The following is a 20,223-nucleotide window of genomic DNA, read 5'->3' on the forward strand; positions in this document are numbered from 1 at the left end:
ATTACTGTTTATTTGTCAAAGATCATAACCTCTTGCTTCGCAAGAGCTCGTTCATTCGTTGCTGTTGTTCTCAGCGGCAACTCTGATATCTTATCATAACCGCTTTTGTTTGTCAACAACTTTTTTCGATTTTTTCAAATCTTTTTCTCAACCGGAAAACTTTCATTTTCGCGGTGGAGTTTCATACTACCACATTGCTCCGTGCTTTGTCAACAACTTTTTACATTTATTTTTCAAAGCATTTACATAATGGTGGAAATGGCGTAAAAAAAGAAATCTCAATCTCTTAAGATTCTTCTTTTACTTCCTATTGGTAGTAAACGGAGAAAGAGGGATTTGAACCCTCGCGCCGGTTGCCCGACCTACACCCTTAGCAGGGGCGCCTCTTCAGCCTCTTGAGTATTTCTCCATGAACCGAACATCGTCTCTACCAATATGTTATTGGCGTCATTTCGTGACGCAAAAGTTATTATACATAAGCTCTATGCTTTTGTCAATTGCTTTTTTTATTATTTTCCTAATTGTAGATATTGTTTATGAATATTGCCGAATAGCTTCTTCAATCTTCGTTTTTACAATGTCCGCAATCTCCGGTGTTTTCAACTGTTTATACTCTTCATAACAGATTGGCGGTAAATAGATCAGCTTTACCGTAACCGGAGCTATGGACTTCTCATCAAACGGTTTGTAAGAATCAATCAGAGCACATGGTACAATGGGGCACTTTGCTCTGACTGCGCTTTTGAATGTTCCTCCCTTAAATGGAAGCAGTTGATTTCCCATACGGCTTCTGGTTCCTTCCGGGAAGATCAGAAAGTTTCTGCCCTGCTTTACTTCTTCTGTCATCTGATTGATCACCTGAAGCGATTGCTTAATGTCTTCTCTGTCTATGGCAATCGCGTGCAATGCCCGAAATACTTGTTTTAACAGGATTACATTGCTTACTTCTTTCTTATAGACTACAGAGAAAGGAACCGGGCAGGACTCCAGAAACACAAGTGCATCAAACATTCCCTGATGATTTGGGAAAAAGATAAACCCGTTTTCTTTCGGAATATTTTCCACACCATAGCTCTCTATGGTTACTCTTCCGGCACGGTTTGCCGCTTTTGTTACCTTTTTGATAAATGCATAGTTCTTTTCCAGGTCAAAATTCTTTCTGGTTCCCAGCCACCATATCCGAATCAGATAATACGGCACCTTATAGAACAGTCTTACCACCATCAGTATGATTCTATACATAGTCCGCCCCAGTCTACTCTTCGTTGTATTCTTTTACCGCCGTTTCATACAGGTTATTACCTTCTGCATCAATTACTACAATCGCAGGAAAGTCCTTTACGGTCAGTTTACGGATAGCTTCTGTTCCAAGATCATCATATGCAATGACCTCAGAAGAGGTAATTGTGCGGGACAAAAGTGCTCCTGCACCACCTACGGCTGCAAAGTATACCGCTCCGTTTCTTACAATGGCATCCCGGACTGCCTGTGACCTTTTTCCTTTTCCGATCATCCCCTTCAGTCCCAGATCCAATAATCCCGGTGCATATTTATCCATTCTGCTGGCTGTTGTCGGGCCTGCAGACCCTATAGGACGGCCTTCTCTCGCCGGAGACGGTCCCATATAGTAGATTACGTTATTTTTCATTCCTATAGGAAGTGTTTCTCCCCTGTCCAGAACTTCCTGCATTCTCTTGTGTGCCGCATCCCGGGCTGTATAGATGGTCCCTGTCAGATATACATAATCTCCTGATTTCAGAGAGCGGGCATCTTCATCGCTGAGAGGTACTTTTACATATTTATCCATGTCGCTTACACTCCAATTATTATAATATCCGGACATCTTTACTTCAGATCTCTCTAACTGCATGCCTATTGACATGGCAACAGATGTTTACAGCTACCGGCAATCCCGCTATATGTGTGGGATATGTATTAATATTGACCGCCAGTGCTGTGGTTGATCCGCCCAGTCCTCCCGGTCCGATGCCTGTTTTATTAATCTTCTCCAGCAGCTCTTCTTCCAGTTCCCTCACATAGGGTATCTCCGAATGTTCATCCACCGGACGTGTCAATGCTTTCTTCGCCATCAATGCACATTTTTCAAAAGTACCGCCAATGCCCACTCCGACCACCATAGGAGGGCACGCATTCGGTCCTGCATCCTTTACCGCCGTCAGGATTGCGTTCTTCACGCCTTCTATTCCGTCTGCTGGCTTGAGCATAAATACTCTGCTCATATTCTCACTGCCAAATCCCTTTGGTGCCACGGTTATCCTGACACGATCCCCCGGAACAATACTATAATGAATGATCGCGGGTGTATTATCCTTCGTATTCTCCCGGTAAATGGGATCCTTCACCACAGATTTTCGCAGATAACCGTCCACATATCCCTGTCTGACACCTTCGTTGACGGCATCTTCCACATTGCCCCCTGTCAGATGCACATCCTGACCCACTTCCAGAAATACAACCGCCATTCCGGTATCCTGACAGATGGGAATCATGTCCTTGCCTGCAATATCCATATTCTGCTGCAACTGTTGCAGGATCTGCTTCCCCAAAGGTGCTTTTTCCTGCTGTTCCGCTTTTGTAAATGCCGTCTTCATGTCCTCAGATAAGAAATGATTGGCCTCTATGCACATTTCTTTGATATTTTGCGTCAAAGTAGCTACATCTACTGTTCTCATGGTTTCTCCCTGTTATTCGGTAATGGTTTTGCGAATCTCTTCCAGTTCTTCCGGTGTACTTTTCCCGGGATTCCATAAAATATGCTGTCCATCATTCTCATAACGGGGAATCAAATGCATATGAAAATGGCGAACGGTCTGTCCGGCAGCCTCTCCATTATTCTGTACGATATTGAGACCATCGCAATGTAATTTCTCTGTCATCTTTGTTGCCATCTTTTTTGCAAGAACAAATACTTTTGCCGCTGTATCCTCCGGCAGTTCATAGAGATTATCCGCATGCTCCCTGGGCAGGATCAGCGCATGTCCTCTGGTAGCCGGTCCCAGATCCAAGATTACTCTGAAATCCCCGTCTTCGTATAATGTCTTGGAAGGGATCTCTCCGTTTGCAATTTTACAGAAAATACAATCTTCCTTTTTCATCGTTTTGCTCCTATCTATTATTTTCTTCAAAGGGAAACATCTGATCCAGTGTTCTGAGAATTCGGAAATCTCCCTTCATTCGCTTCATAATGCCTGACATAAACGCCCTCTGGAAGGTCATTCGTCCGTTCACAATATCTTCCATGGCAGCACGATTCATCTGCATCTCCACATCCGGCTTCTCCGTCTCACCGTATCCGCATTCCAGTGCGCCACTGCCAATAGCGATCCACAGAGGATTCTTCTTTTCTTCTATATTAATAACATATCTTGCTTCAAAACCAGGCTGCGGTACAAAAACTTTTCGGAACTCTTCCAGATATTCCTGTTCATTATCCGTTCCGCTGTTATCCAACATATCCCGGAACATGGAAGTCAATTCCTGAATATCTTCCTTCTGTCGCTGTACAAACGTATCATCCGATACATATTCCGACAACTGTTCTGTCTCCTGCGGTGTCAGGTTGATTGCCTTGGGGATCGTTACTTTCTGACGCATCACTTTATTGCTGGCTGGGAAACTGGCAATCTTCTGGTTGATAGTACGGTACATGTTCTCAGCCTTTTTCTCAATGATCTGGCCGTACTGTCCGTTCATCTCCAACGTTACTGTATTCTCTATATATCCGCATATGCCGCTGCAGGGCAATCCTCCCAGAATCTCCCAGGCCGCCGCAAGACTGAGCTTGCCTTCTCTCTCTCCGTAGGTGGTAGACATCACGACCGGACACATATAAATTCCCGCGATCGTCTCTTTATCCCCATACAGCCAGCAGGCATCCAGAAACTGCTGCATATAGCCACCGATACCGTACCACTCCACTGTCGTTGCCAGAATAATTCCGTCTGCCTCTTTCAGCGTCTGTGGCAATGTCGTAATATTGGTCTTTCCATCATAAAGATTGTATCTCTCCACATGCACCCGCAACTCTTCCAGCACTTCCTGCATCTTATTGATCACATAGATCGTAGGATCATCAATGATTCCTCGTCCGCCATAGTAAATGTTGATATTCAAGTCCACACCTCTTTCGTTTTCTTCTGTCTTCTGTGTTTCCTGAGCGCACAAAACAAAAGTCCCGCCAGGAATCCGGTCACCAGTCCGCCCACATGTGCCGCATTGTCAATATTTTGTGCAGTAAAACCACTGTACAGAGATAATGCTATCATCAGAATCACCCGTTTGGGTGTCACATCCGGCATAGATTGCCGATCCAGCAAAATCCAGGCAAGCAGTACTCCGTCCAGTCCAAAGATGGCTCCGCTGGCACCTACAGATGCCGAATAATCCATCTGCAGAAGCTTTACCAGCAGTGAGCATAAATTCCCTCCGATTCCGGACAGAAAATAAAGCACCAGAAACGTGACATGACCTGTCACCTTCTCAATCATGGCCCCCAGAAAAAACAGGAGGACCATATTATTAAAAATATGCTCTATGCCAGCGTGCAAAAACATTGCCCACAAAAGCCTGCCGTACTGTTTACCGGCCAATACACTGACTACATCCAGTTCGCCTTTATTATATAACACATTTCCCGAAAAAGTACACATCAGGAACACAATTACATTGATCACCACAAGCATTCCGCTTACCCAGGGTACATTACGAAGCCTTTTCACCTTCATTGCTCCTCTCAATGTTCTCTCCATCCGGTATTGTATTTCAAATGTACCACTGTTTATATCACTCCGTCAACAAAAAGGGGGCTGCACACTGCCTACCGGTAGATTACCGTGATCTTACCCAATGTAATCTCATCTCCTTCTTCCAACTTTCGCCTCTCATAAGGCTGCAGTTGTAATCCGTTCTTAAATGTACCGTTTGTGGAATTCATATCTTCAAGATAATACCCATCTGTTTCCTTTATGATCCTTGCATGCAGACGACTGATCGACTGATCATTCAATACCAGATCCGTTTCTCCCCGTTTTTTTCCGATCGTGTAGATTGGTTGTTCTAATGTTGCAAGCAGCTTCCCTTCTTCCGACAACAGGCGGTGTGTACTCTCTCTGGGGGCCGGTCTTTCCTCCATATACACAGTCCTTCCCATATCTTCTTCCTCATAAGCGGTCTCCTCCGCCACCGCATATCCCGTCATGGTCAGTTGCAGACTCCGGGTATAATTATCCCGTTCCTGCTTCTCTTTCTTTTTCCGGTTTTCCCACAGATTAAACAGGCCTTTCTTTTCCTTTATTACTGTAACTTCTCCCACCGGCATTTCCTTCTCTTCTTCCCTTATCGCATCCTTCTCCTGATCTTGTCCCACGACAACAGTTGTTTCCTCCTCTACGGCATCCATTTTTTCAGGGATTCTCAGGCACTCTGCATCCTCAAAAATTTTGGCCTGCAAATAGACCTCTCCTGCCGATTCATATTGCTCGTAGGCTTTATAGACATATTCCACCAGGCTTTCATCCTGATAATCCACATGTTCCACCAGGTATTCCATCAGCTCATCAAATCCTGTATTTTCCGTGCAATACGGGACATATATAAAATAAAATTCTTTCTTCTCCAGATCCTGATAGACATGTTGCGGAAACCACACGATGTTACTCTCTTCCAAAAGGAAACGGGACATTTCCTGCCGCACTCTGCGCATACTCCACAAAAAGTCCATGATCCATTGTCTTGTAATAGGCTTCTTCTCAAAAAGCTGTGCAATATTCTGTCTGGAAGTAATATCATAATAGAGATAGGCCTCTCCGTCTATGTATCTCAAACTGCAGGGCAGCAATCCTTTGATCCCTCCCCGGCTGATCATACAATACTGATATTTCTTTTCCTCCGGTTTCCGTTCTAATAATAGTCTCTCATAATTCGCATTTAAGCTTCTGATATATTCTGTATTTAGCAACTATTCTTCCATCCTTTCTCACTGTACCGCACCACTTGTATTTTCCTTGTTATCACTCTCTGTTGTTTCTTCCGTCTTCCCACGATACCTCTGACTGTTTCGCAGAATCTCCACCGGATTGTTCCTCTTCACCTGAAATGCGGCTTTTGCGCTCCAATACCTGGGTACTTCCGCTATTTCGGAAAACGGATAAGGCATTCTTCCCGTCTGTTCCACGGTTACCTGATTCTTTTCCAGTTTCCAGACCGGCAATTCACTCTCCCAGGCAATATATTTCTCCGTGTCAAAAAACATATCTTTCTCCTGCAGCTGTCGATTCAGTTCCTCTTTTTTCTGCATCCATCTACTGCCGCTTCTCACTGCCGCCCTTCCCATATCCTGTTCCAAAAGGCAGCGATCATATTGAAAAAACAGTAAATACGTCATCAACACTATCACTCCCAACACTATAGGATACAGAACTGCCGCCTCCACGGTAAAATACGCTTTATAATTCTTTCGTTGCATACGATTGCTCCCTCCAATCATCCTGTCATCCATGCCGTTATATATGCTGCCAGTAAAAAGGGAAGATATGGGATCTGCAGGCTGCGATTCCGCTTTCTGCAAAACAGGAACATTGCATAAAGAAAGATATACAGAAGGCTTATGCCTAAGATAAGAAGAATATTTTTATCTCTGCTTATAAAACCGGTCAGCGCCAGTACGATACCATCCGCCTCACCGATTTCCTTTGTTGCCTTTGACAAAAGCAACAGCAGAATTCCGGGAAGTAGTGCGACAAGCCTGCTGCATTCAAAGCCTTTCCAGACAATAACCATAACAGCCAGTACTCCGCCCAGGAACAATACCCCCACCGGAACCGCTCTCTTCCGGATATCATACCAGCTGCCCCATAGCAGATAGCCGGTCAGTATCACATTTTCCCACAGCTCCATCTTCACCATTCTCCCGTTTTATATTCTTCCGCATCTACTGCATTCTCTGTACCCGTCCACATCTTTCCTGGCAATGCAATATACGGTTCTCTTAAGCCCGGGGCAGTCCCGCCTTCTGTGATAACATTCACCCTCCGAGCAAATATAGTAGCCATTCTCTTCCGGGGCAGCGGCATCTTTTTTCTGTACCATACACTTCTCACAGGGATGATAACCCTTAGGAATTTCCGCTGCTTCCACCCGTCGAACCGACAATCTCAGATGTGTACATTCTCTGCTTCTATGATATACTTCTGAATCTTCCGTTACATAGACATATTCTTCATCATTCTCAGTCCCCGGAATCGCATAGCCGTTCCACAAATGCCCATAGTATCGGTTCGCCATACGGAATTTTCGAAATCCCAAAACCTCCGTGAGCGGATTGATCCCATAGGTGACTACAATCTCACAGATATCATTCTTTGTGCTGCTCTCCAGAAATTGCAGGCTGTCTGCCCCCTGTTCTAATGGCGACTGCTCCAGATATTCTTCTCCCAGCTGATTGCAGATCTGATTTTTAACATAGGTATAGGAAACAGCCACTGTTCCCAACCTGTCATCGTTATCCTCTTTCTCTCCGGCATCTCCTGCATTCAGTATTCCGCCATAGATTCCCACCTGTCTGCCGGCATCCCACAATGCTACTTCCAGGTTTCCATGCAAACGCATCATTTCTATAGCGCTTCCCATATGGATCATAAAAAAGCAAAACAACGGCAAAACCAGTGCTGTTTCCACCGTCATACTTGCCTTCACCGGTGTTCGCGGGAGTATAAGCAGTGATATCCTCTTTATGAAGTTTGCTGTCTGTAGGAATTTTACGGGGAGTAAATCGTTACATGGGTTAAGAGTTTTTCTTAAAGTCGGAGTAGGACTTGAATCATTCTTGTTAATAGTTGTAAAGCTGTACTTGCATAAAGAGGACATCGCTGCTCACCTCCCTTCCCGGCTCGTCTTCCTAATTACCAGTATTTTCTATTGCCTCTAAAGATCCTATATAAGATTTCTGTCTCTCGATCTCAAAAGAATAGCCATATTTGCTTTTTACTTTCACATTCATTGCAATTTCCACAATGCAGGTATCCAGTCGGAATGCTCTGTTTCCCGGAGTATTTCGAATATCCATTTCCACCACGTCCATAGCCCGGCAGGTAACAGACTGTTCCTCACAGAGCAGCAAAAATATTCTCAGATAATCTTCATATCCCATTCCCGGTGAATCGGAACCGGAGACATCCTCTTCGGAAGTCCCGGACAATTCTCCCTGTAATGCGGAAGAAAGTCCGTAATGCCAGGTAGCATCTGTTTTTAACAGGGGAATCTTTTCCCCGGCAAGAAGTTCCTTTACATCATAAACACTTTCTGCAAAAGCCCATCCCAGGATCAGTGTCGCCGCAAGCAACTCTCCAATCTCCGGAACCATCATTGCCGCTGCAAGTGCCTCTCCCAATAGCTCCGCTATTGCCCGTTTTTCCTCACTACCGGTCAGATACATGGTATTTGCAGCTTCTCTGATAACGAATATTCGGTTCACTATTCCCTTCAGATTGTCAGTATCATTATCCTTGCCTACAATGACATATTCTGTCTGATACCATAGGGGGCTGTCCTGTTTCTCCTGGCCATACCGCCCAAGATACCGCAACAGATACTCATGGAAAAAAACTTTTTGTTTTAACGCTTCCCATTCTTCATAATTTTCTGCGGTCCCCGGCACCAGATTTCCGCGGTTTATTTCTCCTCGCTCCATCCGCGTCTCCAATAGTGACTCTGTTTCTATCCTGCGGGAGGAGATATTGTCTTCCTCTGTTACCAGCTTTAACAGACCTTTATTTCTTTTCTCTTCCAGGGCTGCGGTAGGATTCTCTATATGAACGGTTTTTCCTTCCGTGGTCTCCTTCCCGTCATATTCCTGAATCTGTACATCGATCTGCTGTTTTTGTCCCGCAATATCCTGTTGCTCCAGTCCACGGGATTCTATGACCTGCAGCCAGTCCGTCAGTTGCTGTAAGAGTCCGATTCCCACCGTATCCTCTATGGCATCGACAGCAACCCGCCGAAAGACTTCTCCTTCGCCATCCGTCAGAAATGCCGCTTTCACAGCCTGTGCTTCTTCTGCCTGAACAGCAAAAAAATCCCGGTACAACAGTTTTTCGAGAAACACATCCTCCAGAGAAAAATTACGGTTCATATACTCCAGCAAATGACTCTCCGTCAGCTTTGTCGAAGCACTTTCTGTCCCGTAAGAGCAGTCTATGGCAAACAGATTGTACTGTTTCTGCAGTTCTCTATGATATTCAGCCAGGATACTATCCATTCCGATATCCATGACGCATTCTGTTTCCAGTGAGATTCCCCGATACCGACAGCCCTCGATCAAAGCAAGACACAGGGCCATGATCACTGTCACCGTCAGTGCCAGATATACCGTCATATAACCACCCGGGGTTACCTTTTTCACGGATGTCATAACGTATTTTCCTTATATCTTTTTGGTCTGATTTGTAATCTTTGTGAAAATGGAATTGACAACTTCCGTGATCTTCTCTTTAAAAATAATGACCAGCCCTACCAGTACCACAATGATTAGTATTACTTCCACTGTACCCATTCCGTCTTCTTCTGTCAGAAACTGTCGAAATGATTTTAATTTGTTGTTTCCCATAACCATACCTTCCTTTTCTTATATTCCCGCATTCGAAAATGCAGGCACCATGATCATTACCATTACTACCACCAGCAGCATCACCATAGGCAGGAGCAGTTTTGTCGTCGCTTCCTCACTGAGTTTTCTGGCATTCTGTATCCGCAGTTCTTCCGCCTGGACAGACTCTTCCTTTAATTGCTGTAAAAGCGTAGAACTGCCCTTTTTCAGATTTTGCGTCAGGAATGTGCTTAAACGGACATATTCCCTGACTCCTGTCCTTTTCCCAAAGTTCTCATATGCTGCCCCTTCCGGCACTCCCATATGTATCTCCCGGGTTGCTATCAGCATTTCCTCGTAAGCTTCCCGGCAACGTCCCCCTCGCTTTCTTTCCTTCTCATAATCTTCTGCAACCCGGCAAAACGCAGACCGGACCGTCAATCCCGCTTCCAGATACAGTGTCAGCTTTTGCAGGATTTCCGGATAGCTTCTACGTTCCTCCCGCTTTTTCTTCTCCACCAGATCATGCAGGTCTTTGTCCTGGAAGAAAAAGACTGCCGCCGCCAACAACAGAGCCCCCGCCAGAATCTTCCATCCAGTCTCCGGAATATCTTCTTCCCAGGAAATTTTTCTGCCCTCAATTTCTGTGGGCAGCTGGATTTTTTCACTTTCCGGATCTTCCTCCTGCGCCCGCTGCAGTAATTCCGACAACTTGCTTTTCTCTCTTTCCTGTGGGGTCTCATTCCTTTTTACGACTGTTACCTTAACCGTTGTCTCTCTGACAAATTCCCCGTATTGTATCTCCGCTCTCAACAATACAGGCACATCCTCCTGCCCGGGATGTATCTGTCCATTCTCTTCAACGGCTTCCGTAGAATTGCTTTTCCAGTTCACCAGAAACGGGTATCCTTCATACGTTTCCGATAAATCCAGATTCTCTCTGATCTCATCGGGAGAATCATTTTTCTCCAGGATCAACTGAGGCAGTTCTCTCCCAAACTGCTCGTACAAATTTTCCAATTCGCTTTGGCTATACTTGCGAGGCATCACTTCCATCTGGAAAGAATATCTCTCGCCGTCCTCCACCTGTCCAGTGATGCTGTATTCCCGACTGCCCTCTTCCCCAGATCCCCGATACACCCATTGATTCTGCAGGACATGACTTTCCCGACTGCTGTAATGCATTGTAATGGCAAGCATTATCCCTGCGATCAGTATGACTGCAGAAAGTGTCAGCTTTGTCACATAATAGTCTGTCACACACTCCTGCGGATTTTCTCCCGGATGCATACGATTCAGATCCGCTTGCACCTTATCTCTTCCAGGTATCGGAATTCTCCACAAATGTAGCTTTTTATAGCAGACCATCATCACCTTATAGAAAAAACGCAGGATGCCTTTCTTACCCATCATCTCTTTCTACAGTTCCTCCTCGATCCGATCCAGTATCTTCTCACCCAGCAGATATGCTCCTGCATAGACTGCAAGGCAGAGTGTCATCACTATGATACCCATTCCATTATGGTAGAGCGTTCCAAAATATCCCGGATAAGCGGCTGCGATATAGAGAGAAATTCCAAACGGCATGATCTCCATCACGTTCTGTTCCAGTCTTCTCCCCTGTAACATGGTCAGCATCTCCTGCATGGTTTCCACTTTATTACTGATCACCTCTGCTGTAGTCCGTATGATCTGCGTGACATTTCCACCGCCTCTCTTGGCAATGTTCAAAATAGCGGAAAATTGCTCAATTTCCTCAATGCCACTCCGGTCTGCCAGATCACTGATCAACTCTTCCAGCGTGATATTCAGTATCATTCCTCTGCGGATCAGTTCCAGTTCCCGGTACATGGCGGAATGCTCACCATACAACATTCGTATATCCTCCCGGCTTTCCAGAAAAGCATTTTCCAACGCATATCCGCTTCTCAGAGAATTTGCCACAGACAAGATGCATTCCTTGAATTGCATGGTCAGTTCCTGTCTGTTCTTCCGACACTGTCTGTTGACGCACCTGCGAAAATAGAGAATCCCCAGAGGGAACAATAGCGGAACCGCCCAGATAGAGCGATAGAAAAACCAGGCAAAAAATATAACTACCCCTGATGTCTGTGCCAGCAGCCGTATGCAATCTCCCCGCTTCTGAAAAACCTTATGATAATCCTGCTGCCTTAAGCTTTCCTTCATGAAGTAATTCTCCTTTTCTCCGCAGCCTGCCGACCACTTTTCCTTCACTGTTTTCCCCCAGCTCTTCAAACTGATACAAAGGATTCAGGCGTATTTCTCCATTCTCACAACCTACTACCTCCGTGATCTCCAGGACACGTCTACTCTTATCACGGATCCGCCCCAGATGTACAATAACATCCACTCCCGAGGCGATCTGGTTGCGAATAGCCGTCAGCGGAAGATCCATTCCCATCAGGACCATATTTTCCAGTCTTGCCAGCATATCCGTGGCACTGTTGGCATGCCCGGTGGACATACTCCCATCATGGCCGGTGTTCATGCATTGCAGCATATCGATAGCCTCCGGTCCCCGGACCTCTCCTACAATGATCCGGTCCGGCCGCATTCGCAGAGACGAACGGATCAGTTCCCGGATTCCGATTTCTCTGCATCCTTCGGTATTGCCGTTACGAGTCTCTAAACGAACCAGATTCGGAAGACCCTGCAACTGTAGTTCCGCACTGTCTTCTATGGTGATCACCCGCTCTTCCGCCGAAATATAGCCGGACAGAACATTTAGGAATGTTGTCTTGCCGCTTCCCGTTCCTCCACTGACAAAAATGTTGTAGCCCGCCTTCACCAGTGTCTCCAGGAACTGGGCTGCCTCCAGCGAAATGGTTTCCAGACCGATCAGCTTCTGCATGGTGACAGGCTTGTCCGGGAATCTCCGGATCGTGACGATCGGACCATTCAGAGCAATGGGATTCATGACAATATTTACTCTGGAACCATTATTCAACCGGGCATCTACGATGGGTGACGCTTCATTGACCACGCGATTACACCCCGCCACAATCTGCTGAATGACATCCTGTAATTTTTCCACGGAATCAAAGGCTCGATCCAGTTCCCGCAGTTGTCCATCCTGTTCTACAAAAATGTGATCCATGCCGTTGATCATGATCTCTGTAACAGAGCTGTCCTCCACAAAAATCTGCAGAATATCCAGTCTTCTCAGGGAATCAAACAATTCCTTACGCAGACGTCTCCGCAATTCTACCGGGCATAACTCCAGACTTTCCTGCTCCATCAGTACTTCATCGATCGTATCCTCCACTTCTTCATCCGTATAATCTCTTCCATAATCCAGTCTTTCCTGTACCATCTGACGAAGTTTTCTTCTCTGCTCTAAATAATCCATTTGTCCTTCTCCTATTCTACTCTTCCAATGTCTCTATTTCTTTTCTCACATAATCTGCCAGTTCCCCTCTGGTATACTGTTCCATTTCCGCGGGAAGTCGCTGAAAGTATGGCAAATTCAGCTTTCTGGTCTTCCCCTTTACTTCCTCTTTCTCGCATAGTGACAATAGCTGTTCATATTGATCCAGTTTACACTGTGACATCTTGTCCTCTCTGGTCAGCGTAAATACTTTGATACACATCTGCAGAACATCCAACAGCCCCTGTATGCTTTCACTCAGATCCAGAATGACATATTCGTATTTCCCCAGCTCCTCGATCCTCTGGAACAGACTTCTCCATTCTTCCCAGGTGATCCCCAACAGGTTCTGTCCGTTCCGCATGGGTGGAATATAATCCAGATTGCCTTTTCTCTGAATGACCGTCTGCATGCGAAGAGGAAATTTTCCTTCATCTCCTGCTAAAAAATAGAGCAGATCTGCCAGATCCCGGTTCTGTCTCTCCGGAAGCAATTCTATGATCCCCACATAATGTTCGAAATTCAGATACAGCGTGGGATGTTTTTCTGCCATCAGCTGTGCGAAAGTCAATGCGAACGTACTTTGAAGGCATCTGTGAACCGGAGAGTACATTCCGATAAAACGGGTCTTATATTCCGCACATAACAGCGGCATCCGTATCCCCGTCGTCTCTACATACAACGCCAACAGTTCCTTCCACACCTGTCCCGCTTCCTGATATTTGTTAATATTGGGAAACTGATGAAAGCGGAGAGTTCCGCTCTCATTTAAAATTGCCTGACATGTCGGCTGTAATGTGTTCAATGCCTCCTCACAGGAGGATTCCGCCACCACCAGCATTGTTACCTCCCCGCTTTTCTCTCCCGCCAACAGTTCTTCCGCCCTGGTATAAGTATGGATCTGCCAGGGCAATTCCTTTTGCCTCTTCAGGTATTCTGAAAAAAGCCGCGCGTATTCTTCCTCCCGGTCATACAGAACCAGAACCGGTTCCTTTTGTTCCATCAATACATTCCTCCCATATACATCAATGCACTGCAGAACACCGGTCCCGCCATGCAAATCCCTGCTCCGGCACCTTCCCGTTCTCCGGCAAAATAAAGTTTCCATCTTCCACACCGGAATACGTCCCATAAGTACTCTCCCAAATAGTACAAACGGTCTTTCATATTGCGTTCCAGATACATTTTGAAAAGTGCAATTACTGCTGCAATCATGAGCGCGAAAAACAGAAAATAAAGTACTTTATTCCAGGGAAAAAAACCGGCACAGACTCCCAACATCTTAACATCACCGGCTCCTATGGCTCCGATCCAAAAAACAAAATAAAGTAATATCGTTGTCAGTAATGCACTTGCCAGATATTCCAAAACGCCTTTGTACCCGCCGCTGATCAACCGATACCCCAGGCCTGCAAACATGCAGCATACGATCAGCCAATTGGGTATCCTGTGCGTTTTGTAATCAAAACAGCAAGCTATTGCCAAAAGTATACATAATACCCCAAATATCTCATCTCCTTCTCCTGATTTCACATTATTTTCCTGCGTATAGTCCTGTCGTCACCTTCCTCCCAACTATTCAAAATCAGTCTTCTGGTAATGCGGGATGAATCTATCCCAAAATAGAAATTCTAAAAGATCTTATAAGATGCTCTGAACAACCATCGCGATTGGTTGTAAGATGAATTATAAATGCTCACTTTCCGTCTGGCAATACCTTTTTCGTAAAAAGATAAACTTTAGTACATTTTAACAAACAGAATTGTTTCTCAAATTTTCAGTCATCCTGAAATACGCTATTTTACACGCTTTCCGTATGTCAAAACACCTTTTTATAATATTTCATAAATACTTAGTCCGTACAGCATCACAATGCCCGGAATTCCAAGGATTCCCGTTGTCAAAATACTTACTGCATTGATTCCAACCACTGTAGTAAATCCAAGGAAAGTCACACCCATATTAATAAAATAAATGGCAATGGTTCCCATAATGCCCCGCAATGCAAAATTGAGGAGCCACTCTGCCTTTTTCCCCAAAAAGCTTATGAGCAGCAATAATGCCGCCACTGCTATCAGCCATAATAAATTTTCCGGATGTTCCACTGTTGTTCTCGCATTCCCGACAATTCTTTATCCTAATCTATTCCTCTTTCCGTGTAAAAATGTCTTCCGTTTTCCTCCATGTCAGGTATATTTTTCCTTTTTTGTTCCTATACTGTTAGCAGAAAGGACGGTTAATGTTATGAAAATCTTTTTTAGTCAGGCAGATGCCTCCCCGGAAATCATTGAAGAGGATTTCTCTCCCATAGATCTGAAAGAATCCATAAGAAAAACCCGCCAGGCGTTGGAAATCGCCTATGCGGGTTTCGATAATGCTTTGGAAAGTGATCTCATTGACAGTTACATCTATGAGATCAATGCGTTGCAAAAAAGGTATCAGCATCTCACCGAGCTAGCTTCCACGCAGCCTGTGAGACAGGAAAAGTCACTATACCAGCATTCCCCGATTCGTGCCCTGGTCAGCCATGTTTTCGGTTAACTGGTTCCTGCCGTAAGTCAGTCCGGCATATACTGTCTGAGAATTGTTCATCACCGGGCCGGAAGTATCCTGATCCTGGATCTGCCTGTACGCATCGCAGAGAGGTGCGATCACTTTGCGAATCTCTTCCAATATTGTGCGGTCTCTGCGGACTTCACATACAGCAAGTCTGCGAAGGCAGAACAGGTACAGTCTGGAAAGCTCTCCTGCCGGGCTGTATTCTCTGTGCAGAGAGTTCAGGAGCTCTTTGATACATCCCCTGGCTCTATGAACAGCTTCCACCAGTCCGGCATCATCTACTGCCTGCTCTCCGTCTGCCAGATATTGTAAGGTCATTTCATACAGGATCACGATCAACTGCGTGGAATTCGCCTGTGTAATCCGAAGTGTAAATTGTTGTTTGCATTCTTTTGTCATTCTGCCATGCCCTCTTATTCAGAACTTTCCTACTGTAACAACTGCAGTACCTGAGACGGTCTCTCGTTGGCCTGTGCCAGCATGGAGGTTCCTGCCTGTGCCAGGATCTGATAAGTCGTATAAGAAGTCATTTCTTCCGCCATATCTACATCCATGATACGGGAATATGCGGAAGTCATATTTTCGCTGGTAATATCCAGACTGTTGATCGTAGATTCCAGACGGTTCTGGAATGCCCCCAGTCTGCCTCGAACGGAAGATACATATTTGATGGCGCCGTCTACGCGATCAATGGCATCGTCCGCACCTTCTGCAGTGCTGACATCAACATTCTCAATTCCCATATTTTGCAGGGAAACAGCCGGAATATTTACTTCCAGCACCTGATGCTCATTAGCTCCGATCTGTAAACGCATAGCGCCGATACCTGTGGCATTGATCTTTAGATCCTTAACCGTTGTTCCTGTCTGTGCTCCATTCAAAGTTCCGCTCACATCAAGTCGCATCTCAAATCCGTTTTCTCCGGTGATAGTCAAAAGATCATCCTTCAGTTCAGTCTTCAGTGTTTTCGCATCCGGGAAACCATCTCCGAACGTCACATCTCCGTCCAGCACAATATTGCCGTCCGCATCCTTTGTCAGCGGTATAGACTTTATGGTATATTCTTTTACCGGCACATCGGTAGAATAGTAGTTCACCTTAACTTCCTGCTTGTTGGTATATCCCTTCAGATCGTACTCCCCATTCAGCAGTTTCTGTCCGTTGAACTCTGTTACGTCAGAAATTCTGGTGATTTCCTCTTTCAGTTGCTTTACTTCATCCTGTACGGTAGCTCGGTCATCATCCGTCATTATACCGTTCGCAGCCTTGACGGAGAGCTCATTGATTCGCTGCAGCATCTCACTGATCTCGGTCATGGCGCCATCTGCAATCTCGATAATGGATACGCCGTCGCTGGCATTCTGGTTTGCCACGGACAGGCCCTCGATCTGGGCATTCATACGTTTGGACATTGCCAGTCCTGCCGGATTATCCTTTGCATGATTGATCTTTAATCCGGAAGAAAGTCTCTCTAATGATTTGGACAGCAGGTCATCATTGGTAGATAAGGCATTGTTGGATAACATTGCCGATACATTGTAATTAATTCTCATGTGTTGTTACTCCTTACTTTCCGCTGCTGTCTGCGACAGCCTGCAGGAATCCTTTTGCCAGGCGGTACAGTTGCGCCGCATCTGCCCGGCTCTCTATTGTTTCTGCATTTTGCGTCTCACCGGCAGCCATCCTTGTCATATCCCGGGAGCTGACAACAGAAAGCTTTTCCGCTTTCCAGTCTGCAGAGGTATCTGTCTGAATCCATTCAAGGAATATATCGGAGGTCTTTTCCAGTTTCGTAACCTCTTCCGGGGTATTTCCTACGAGATAACCTTCGATGTGTTCTCCGTTGACCTGTAAATGCGCTTCCAGCTGTTCGTCTCCCGCATCTACCCGGATATCCACAGCCGAGGTCTCTCCGGTTCCCTGCTGTAGGGTAAGGTGCACTCCTGCCAGCTGGTCTCCCAGATACATCGGTAGGAAATACTCCTGCCTGTTCTGAAGATTTCCTGCAAGGCGCAGCTGTTTGTGTACCAGCTGTAACTGTTTCACATCCAGATGGCTCTCTGCCTGTTCCAGACTGATCGTCTCTGTCTCCTGTAAAGCATCCTGAAGCATGGTCCGGTAATCATCTGCAAAATTCTGCTGATCCAGCTGTTCCCACAATCCGGAGGCTTCTGTTCCGGCAGGCTCCTCTCCGGTTGCCGCCACAGGTATTTCTTTCTCTTTGTTGTATTTCTTACGATAGCGTTGCAGGTCGCTGAACAGTTCCGCCGGATCCTCCAGCAGAGCCTGAGCTGCCAGCAGGTTAGAAGTACTGGTATTTACCTCTCCCCTTTCCAACATTTGTGCTGCTCCCGGTTCGGTCTCTACCGCTTCCCGCATCTGCTGCAGACATTCCTGATAATATGCGTCTCTGCTCTCAGTGTCTTCTGACACATCTGTCAATATTTCTTTTGCCATCCCTACAGAAATCTGCTCTGAAATATTGTTCTCCGATAAACGTACTTCCTGTGTCAGTCCGGTATCATCCGACACTTTCCAGTCCATATGGGAGGTTCTTCTGCTCCTGGAAGCTGCCAGGAGTGTGGAAAATTGCAATTCTGCGCCGATATTTACCACCGCGCCTACTGCGGCACCATCTTCTCTCTCAATCTGGTGTACCATACGATAGATACCGATATAAGCTTTCCGCTCATTCTCCGTGATATCTTTCTTTTGTTCCAGCTGATACAGGAAACGGCTGTAGTCCTCCGCCTCTTCCTCATAACTCTGAGGATTTTCGGAAAAATAGGACTCCAGTTCCCCAAAAGTCTTCTCCAACGGATTTACGCCGTCCCGGATCATCTGCAATACATTCTTCGGTGTCAGTTTCTCAATCACTGCAGTGACCTGTTTGTCTGCTTCTTTGACTCTTTCGATATTTTCTGCAGTAATCTCCATCCGGTTATACGCGAGGATGCGGACCGCCCGCTGGTTCTCCAGTGTTTTATCCAATGACATATCTGTCAGAATGTCATCTACATTGGAAAATGCCTTGCGGATGCTGTCCCCCAGATCTCTTCTGGGGGCTGTCATCAGTGTCTCATAACGTTCATTTGCTTCTGTATAGGCCGTCTGCAACGCCTTACCTTCGCTGTGAAATTCTGCCACGGTCTCCTGCGAAACTTTCTGTTTCAGGCTATAGGGTCCCAACACGCTGACCGGCAGTCCCGGCAGTTCGTTTGTCACCTGTACGGTCTGTGTATAGGTCTCATATTTTGCCACGGCATCCGCATCGTTGGGGAAATACTTATCCGCAACTTCTGCCTCCGCTCTACGCAGTGCTTCGATCAGCTGCTCCATAGGGGCCGTATCAATGGAAAAATCACTCTGTAAGAGTTTCACATTCACTTCCGCTGTCATGCGCAGCCGGATCTCTTCCAGTTGTTTTCTGGCCGCCAGATTCTCCGCCGTGACATCCCATTTTGCATCCGAGAACCAGTCCTGTACCATTTCTGTGGCTTTCTCGTATATATTTTCCTGCCGTGCCAGATTCGCATGAACAGGGGATTTCCCCTCCGCGAGTGCCGATGCCGCTGCCTGTGCAAAAGCATCCTCACTGACGGGATAGTCAATCGTATCCAGTTCTGCCAGCTGCTGCAAGGTATCCGTTGTCAGCGGCAAACCTGCTCCCACCAGCCACTGCGCTTTCTGGCGGTTCTCATCATTGACCGGCAGGCCGGCATCCGTGATCACCTTATCCATCTGGTCCTGCAATTCCTGCGGTACAGTATTCTGCTGTACTTTCGCACCGCTGTTCTCTGCCACATACAAGTTCCAGATCTCCGGCTCCAATCCATTATCTACAAGATACCCGACCTCGCCTTCCTGGGGCTGCTGCAGAGAAGATGCCAGCTCCCAGGCGGTTTTTAATTCATCTACATTTTCAGGAGTCAGAGGTATATCCGTTGCCCGGAACTGTTCTTCAATACTTTGTGCCAGTGTATCGCTGCCCACAGCTGCCGCCAGGGTGTCCATATCTATGTCGTCCGTGTATCCGGCAATGTTCTGTCCGGAACGCACCAGTTCTGCTTTGATCCTGTCCACGATGGTAACTGCGGTATCCTGATCCAGTTCTCTGGGGTCAAATCCGTCCTCACAAGCCTTCGCATAATCCTCCTGGGACATAGTATGTGACAGTAGTGTCATGTAATCCTGCTGTAATGCCACATTGGTGTTCCCGGCATCCTGCTGCAGTTCAATCAGGGATTTTCCCTTATTATTCTCTTCATTTCCTACAGGCATTGGGATCTGCCCACTCTCGTATACGGCTCCAAAAGTATTTGCATTCACACTTTTTTTATTGCGCTGTATCTTATCTCTGCCCCAGGTATTTTTCTCCGTCTGGATACTTTCTGTTCTATTTTCTGTATCAGTTACCGTCTGATTCTGAAATGTTATCTTCACGCTTGTCGTCCTTCCTGGTAATAACTCTTGAAATAACTATTCAGAGACTCATTCGCAAAATCGCTCTTTCAGAGTTTTCCTTTTGCCCATTGAGTCTATATCGCCCTATAAATATCACTAAATCCTCTTACGAATGCAAGCATTCAAAGAGGCCTTAGTGATATTTACATGTCTCTGAATAGTTAAGAAAAAAGATGAGTGCACCTTTGGGTCACACTCATCTTTTATTTCG

Annotated in this window: 22 protein-coding genes and 1 tRNA gene; 1 reads left to right on the top strand and 22 read right to left on the bottom strand. The window is 46.0% G+C overall.

Annotation, left to right across the window (positions count from 1 at the left end):
* Positions 1-321: 321 nt before the first annotated feature.
* From DWZ61_RS12905 to DWZ61_RS12995, 19 genes are all read right to left on the bottom strand, one after another.
* A tRNA-Ser gene (locus DWZ61_RS12905) sits at positions 322-409 on the bottom strand.
* 125 nt (positions 410-534) lie between these two features.
* Entirely contained in the window at positions 535-1,242 is a 708-nt protein-coding gene (locus DWZ61_RS12910; RefSeq protein ID WP_022312674.1) for a lysophospholipid acyltransferase family protein, read from the bottom strand.
* Between the two features lie 13 nt (positions 1,243-1,255).
* Positions 1,256-1,843: a Fe-S-containing hydro-lyase gene (locus DWZ61_RS12915; protein ID WP_172594671.1), complete on the bottom strand. Its 588-nt coding sequence runs from the start codon at positions 1,841-1,843 to the stop codon at positions 1,256-1,258.
* Between the two features lie 7 nt (positions 1,844-1,850).
* Positions 1,851-2,693 (bottom strand): fumarate hydratase, encoded by an 843-nt coding sequence (locus DWZ61_RS12920; protein ID WP_117465308.1) that lies wholly within the window; start codon positions 2,691-2,693, stop codon positions 1,851-1,853.
* 12 nt (positions 2,694-2,705) lie between these two features.
* A complete protein-coding gene (locus tag DWZ61_RS12925) occupies positions 2,706-3,116 on the bottom strand; it encodes an HIT family protein (protein WP_117465307.1) in 411 nt (136 codons plus the stop codon).
* 10 nt (positions 3,117-3,126) lie between these two features.
* On the bottom strand, positions 3,127-4,134 hold the full coding sequence (locus DWZ61_RS12930) for an SCP2 sterol-binding domain-containing protein (protein ID WP_022312670.1): 1,008 nt from the start codon (positions 4,132-4,134) through the stop codon (positions 3,127-3,129).
* On the bottom strand, positions 4,131-4,745 hold the full coding sequence (locus tag DWZ61_RS12935; RefSeq protein ID WP_172594670.1) for a rhomboid family intramembrane serine protease: 615 nt from the start codon (positions 4,743-4,745) through the stop codon (positions 4,131-4,133). Before DWZ61_RS12935 ends, DWZ61_RS12930 begins: the two co-directional genes overlap by 4 nt.
* Positions 4,746-4,837: 92 nt before the next feature.
* Positions 4,838-5,977, bottom strand: coding sequence for a DUF6382 domain-containing protein (locus DWZ61_RS12940; RefSeq protein ID WP_022312668.1), 1,140 nt, complete (start codon positions 5,975-5,977; stop codon positions 4,838-4,840).
* A gap of 18 nt (positions 5,978-5,995) precedes the next feature.
* Positions 5,996-6,484, bottom strand: a complete 489-nt coding sequence (locus DWZ61_RS12945) for a hypothetical protein (protein WP_022312667.1) — start codon at positions 6,482-6,484, stop codon at positions 5,996-5,998.
* Between the two features lie 17 nt (positions 6,485-6,501).
* Positions 6,502-6,915, bottom strand: coding sequence for a hypothetical protein (locus tag DWZ61_RS12950; RefSeq protein WP_118538972.1), 414 nt, complete (start codon positions 6,913-6,915; stop codon positions 6,502-6,504).
* A gap of 18 nt (positions 6,916-6,933) precedes the next feature.
* Positions 6,934-7,701 (bottom strand): hypothetical protein, encoded by a 768-nt coding sequence (locus tag DWZ61_RS12955; protein ID WP_118538974.1) that lies wholly within the window; start codon positions 7,699-7,701, stop codon positions 6,934-6,936.
* Positions 7,702-7,915: 214 nt separating this feature from the next.
* The gene (locus DWZ61_RS12960) at positions 7,916-9,427 is read right to left on the bottom strand and encodes a DUF5702 domain-containing protein (RefSeq protein ID WP_118538976.1); all 1,512 of its coding nucleotides are present in this window, start codon (positions 9,425-9,427) and stop codon (positions 7,916-7,918) included.
* 12 nt (positions 9,428-9,439) lie between these two features.
* Positions 9,440-9,622, bottom strand: coding sequence for a Flp1 family type IVb pilin (locus DWZ61_RS12965; RefSeq protein ID WP_022312663.1), 183 nt, complete (start codon positions 9,620-9,622; stop codon positions 9,440-9,442).
* Between the two features lie 18 nt (positions 9,623-9,640).
* Positions 9,641-11,014 (bottom strand): immunoglobulin-like domain-containing protein, encoded by a 1,374-nt coding sequence (locus DWZ61_RS12970; protein ID WP_118538978.1) that lies wholly within the window; start codon positions 11,012-11,014, stop codon positions 9,641-9,643.
* Positions 11,015-11,020: 6 nt separating this feature from the next.
* A complete protein-coding gene (locus tag DWZ61_RS12975; protein ID WP_022312661.1) occupies positions 11,021-11,788 on the bottom strand; it encodes a hypothetical protein in 768 nt (255 codons plus the stop codon).
* Positions 11,754-12,971, bottom strand: a complete 1,218-nt coding sequence (locus DWZ61_RS12980; protein WP_117465299.1) for a CpaF family protein — start codon at positions 12,969-12,971, stop codon at positions 11,754-11,756. Before DWZ61_RS12980 ends, DWZ61_RS12975 begins: the two co-directional genes overlap by 35 nt.
* 16 nt (positions 12,972-12,987) lie before the next feature.
* On the bottom strand, positions 12,988-13,992 hold the full coding sequence (locus DWZ61_RS12985) for a hypothetical protein (protein ID WP_118538980.1): 1,005 nt from the start codon (positions 13,990-13,992) through the stop codon (positions 12,988-12,990).
* Entirely contained in the window at positions 13,992-14,522 is a 531-nt protein-coding gene (locus DWZ61_RS12990) for an A24 family peptidase (protein ID WP_118501697.1), read from the bottom strand. Before DWZ61_RS12990 ends, DWZ61_RS12985 begins: the two co-directional genes overlap by 1 nt.
* A 299-nt stretch (positions 14,523-14,821) precedes the next feature.
* Positions 14,822-15,094, bottom strand: coding sequence for a pro-sigmaK processing inhibitor BofA family protein (locus DWZ61_RS12995; RefSeq protein WP_242993440.1), 273 nt, complete (start codon positions 15,092-15,094; stop codon positions 14,822-14,824).
* Between the two features lie 139 nt (positions 15,095-15,233).
* On the opposite strand from DWZ61_RS12995, the gene DWZ61_RS13000 reads away from it, so the two are divergent.
* Entirely contained in the window at positions 15,234-15,530 is a 297-nt protein-coding gene (locus DWZ61_RS13000; RefSeq protein ID WP_118501695.1) for a DUF2508 family protein, read from the top strand.
* On the opposite strand, the gene DWZ61_RS13005 is transcribed toward DWZ61_RS13000, so the two are convergent.
* From DWZ61_RS13005 to DWZ61_RS13015, 3 genes are read right to left on the bottom strand one after another with little or no spacing between them, the layout of a single operon-like run.
* Positions 15,480-15,947, bottom strand: coding sequence for a flagellar protein FliS (locus tag DWZ61_RS13005; RefSeq protein WP_022312654.1), 468 nt, complete (start codon positions 15,945-15,947; stop codon positions 15,480-15,482). The genes DWZ61_RS13000 and DWZ61_RS13005 overlap by 51 nt on opposite strands.
* A 29-nt stretch (positions 15,948-15,976) precedes the next feature.
* Entirely contained in the window at positions 15,977-17,101 is a 1,125-nt protein-coding gene (locus DWZ61_RS13010; protein ID WP_118501693.1) for a flagellin, read from the bottom strand.
* A 13-nt stretch (positions 17,102-17,114) separates the two neighbouring features.
* A complete protein-coding gene (locus tag DWZ61_RS13015) occupies positions 17,115-19,991 on the bottom strand; it encodes a DUF6240 domain-containing protein (protein ID WP_118538982.1) in 2,877 nt (958 codons plus the stop codon).
* Positions 19,992-20,223: the final 232 nt, after the last annotated feature.

Origin of the sequence: Clostridium sp. AF34-10BH (genome assembly GCF_003478095.1) — a bacterium.
Taxonomy (GTDB): domain Bacteria; phylum Bacillota; class Clostridia; order Lachnospirales; family Lachnospiraceae; genus Acetatifactor; species Acetatifactor acetigignens.

Bases quoted from the DNA above. Each gene is read 5' to 3' on its own strand.
- DWZ61_RS12970 (WP_118538978.1), bottom strand. From the start codon at position 11,014: ATGATGGGTAAGAAAGGCATCCTGCGTTTTTTCTATAAGGTGATGATG.
- DWZ61_RS13005 (WP_022312654.1), bottom strand. From the start codon at position 15,947: ATGACAAAAGAATGCAAACAACAATTTACACTTCGGATTACACAGGCG.
- DWZ61_RS12935 (WP_172594670.1), bottom strand. From the start codon at position 4,745: ATGAAGGTGAAAAGGCTTCGTAATGTACCCTGGGTAAGCGGAATGCTT.
- DWZ61_RS12965 (WP_022312663.1), bottom strand. From the start codon at position 9,622: ATGGGAAACAACAAATTAAAATCATTTCGACAGTTTCTGACAGAAGAA.
- DWZ61_RS12955 (WP_118538974.1), bottom strand. From the start codon at position 7,701: ATGACGGTGGAAACAGCACTGGTTTTGCCGTTGTTTTGCTTTTTTATG.
- DWZ61_RS12945 (WP_022312667.1), bottom strand. From the start codon at position 6,484: ATGCAACGAAAGAATTATAAAGCGTATTTTACCGTGGAGGCGGCAGTT.
- DWZ61_RS12915 (WP_172594671.1), bottom strand. From the start codon at position 1,843: ATGTCCGGATATTATAATAATTGGAGTGTAAGCGACATGGATAAATAT.
- DWZ61_RS12925 (WP_117465307.1), bottom strand. From the start codon at position 3,116: ATGAAAAAGGAAGATTGTATTTTCTGTAAAATTGCAAACGGAGAGATC.
- DWZ61_RS12950 (WP_118538972.1), bottom strand. From the start codon at position 6,915: ATGGAGCTGTGGGAAAATGTGATACTGACCGGCTATCTGCTATGGGGC.
- DWZ61_RS12985 (WP_118538980.1), bottom strand. From the start codon at position 13,992: ATGGAACAAAAGGAACCGGTTCTGGTTCTGTATGACCGGGAGGAAGAA.
- DWZ61_RS13010 (WP_118501693.1), bottom strand. From the start codon at position 17,101: ATGAGAATTAATTACAATGTATCGGCAATGTTATCCAACAATGCCTTA.
- DWZ61_RS12960 (WP_118538976.1), bottom strand. From the start codon at position 9,427: ATGACATCCGTGAAAAAGGTAACCCCGGGTGGTTATATGACGGTATAT.
- DWZ61_RS12920 (WP_117465308.1), bottom strand. From the start codon at position 2,693: ATGAGAACAGTAGATGTAGCTACTTTGACGCAAAATATCAAAGAAATG.
- DWZ61_RS13000 (WP_118501695.1), top strand. From the start codon at position 15,234: ATGAAAATCTTTTTTAGTCAGGCAGATGCCTCCCCGGAAATCATTGAA.
- DWZ61_RS12980 (WP_117465299.1), bottom strand. From the start codon at position 12,971: ATGGATTATTTAGAGCAGAGAAGAAAACTTCGTCAGATGGTACAGGAA.
- DWZ61_RS12975 (WP_022312661.1), bottom strand. From the start codon at position 11,788: ATGAAGGAAAGCTTAAGGCAGCAGGATTATCATAAGGTTTTTCAGAAG.
- DWZ61_RS12910 (WP_022312674.1), bottom strand. From the start codon at position 1,242: ATGTATAGAATCATACTGATGGTGGTAAGACTGTTCTATAAGGTGCCG.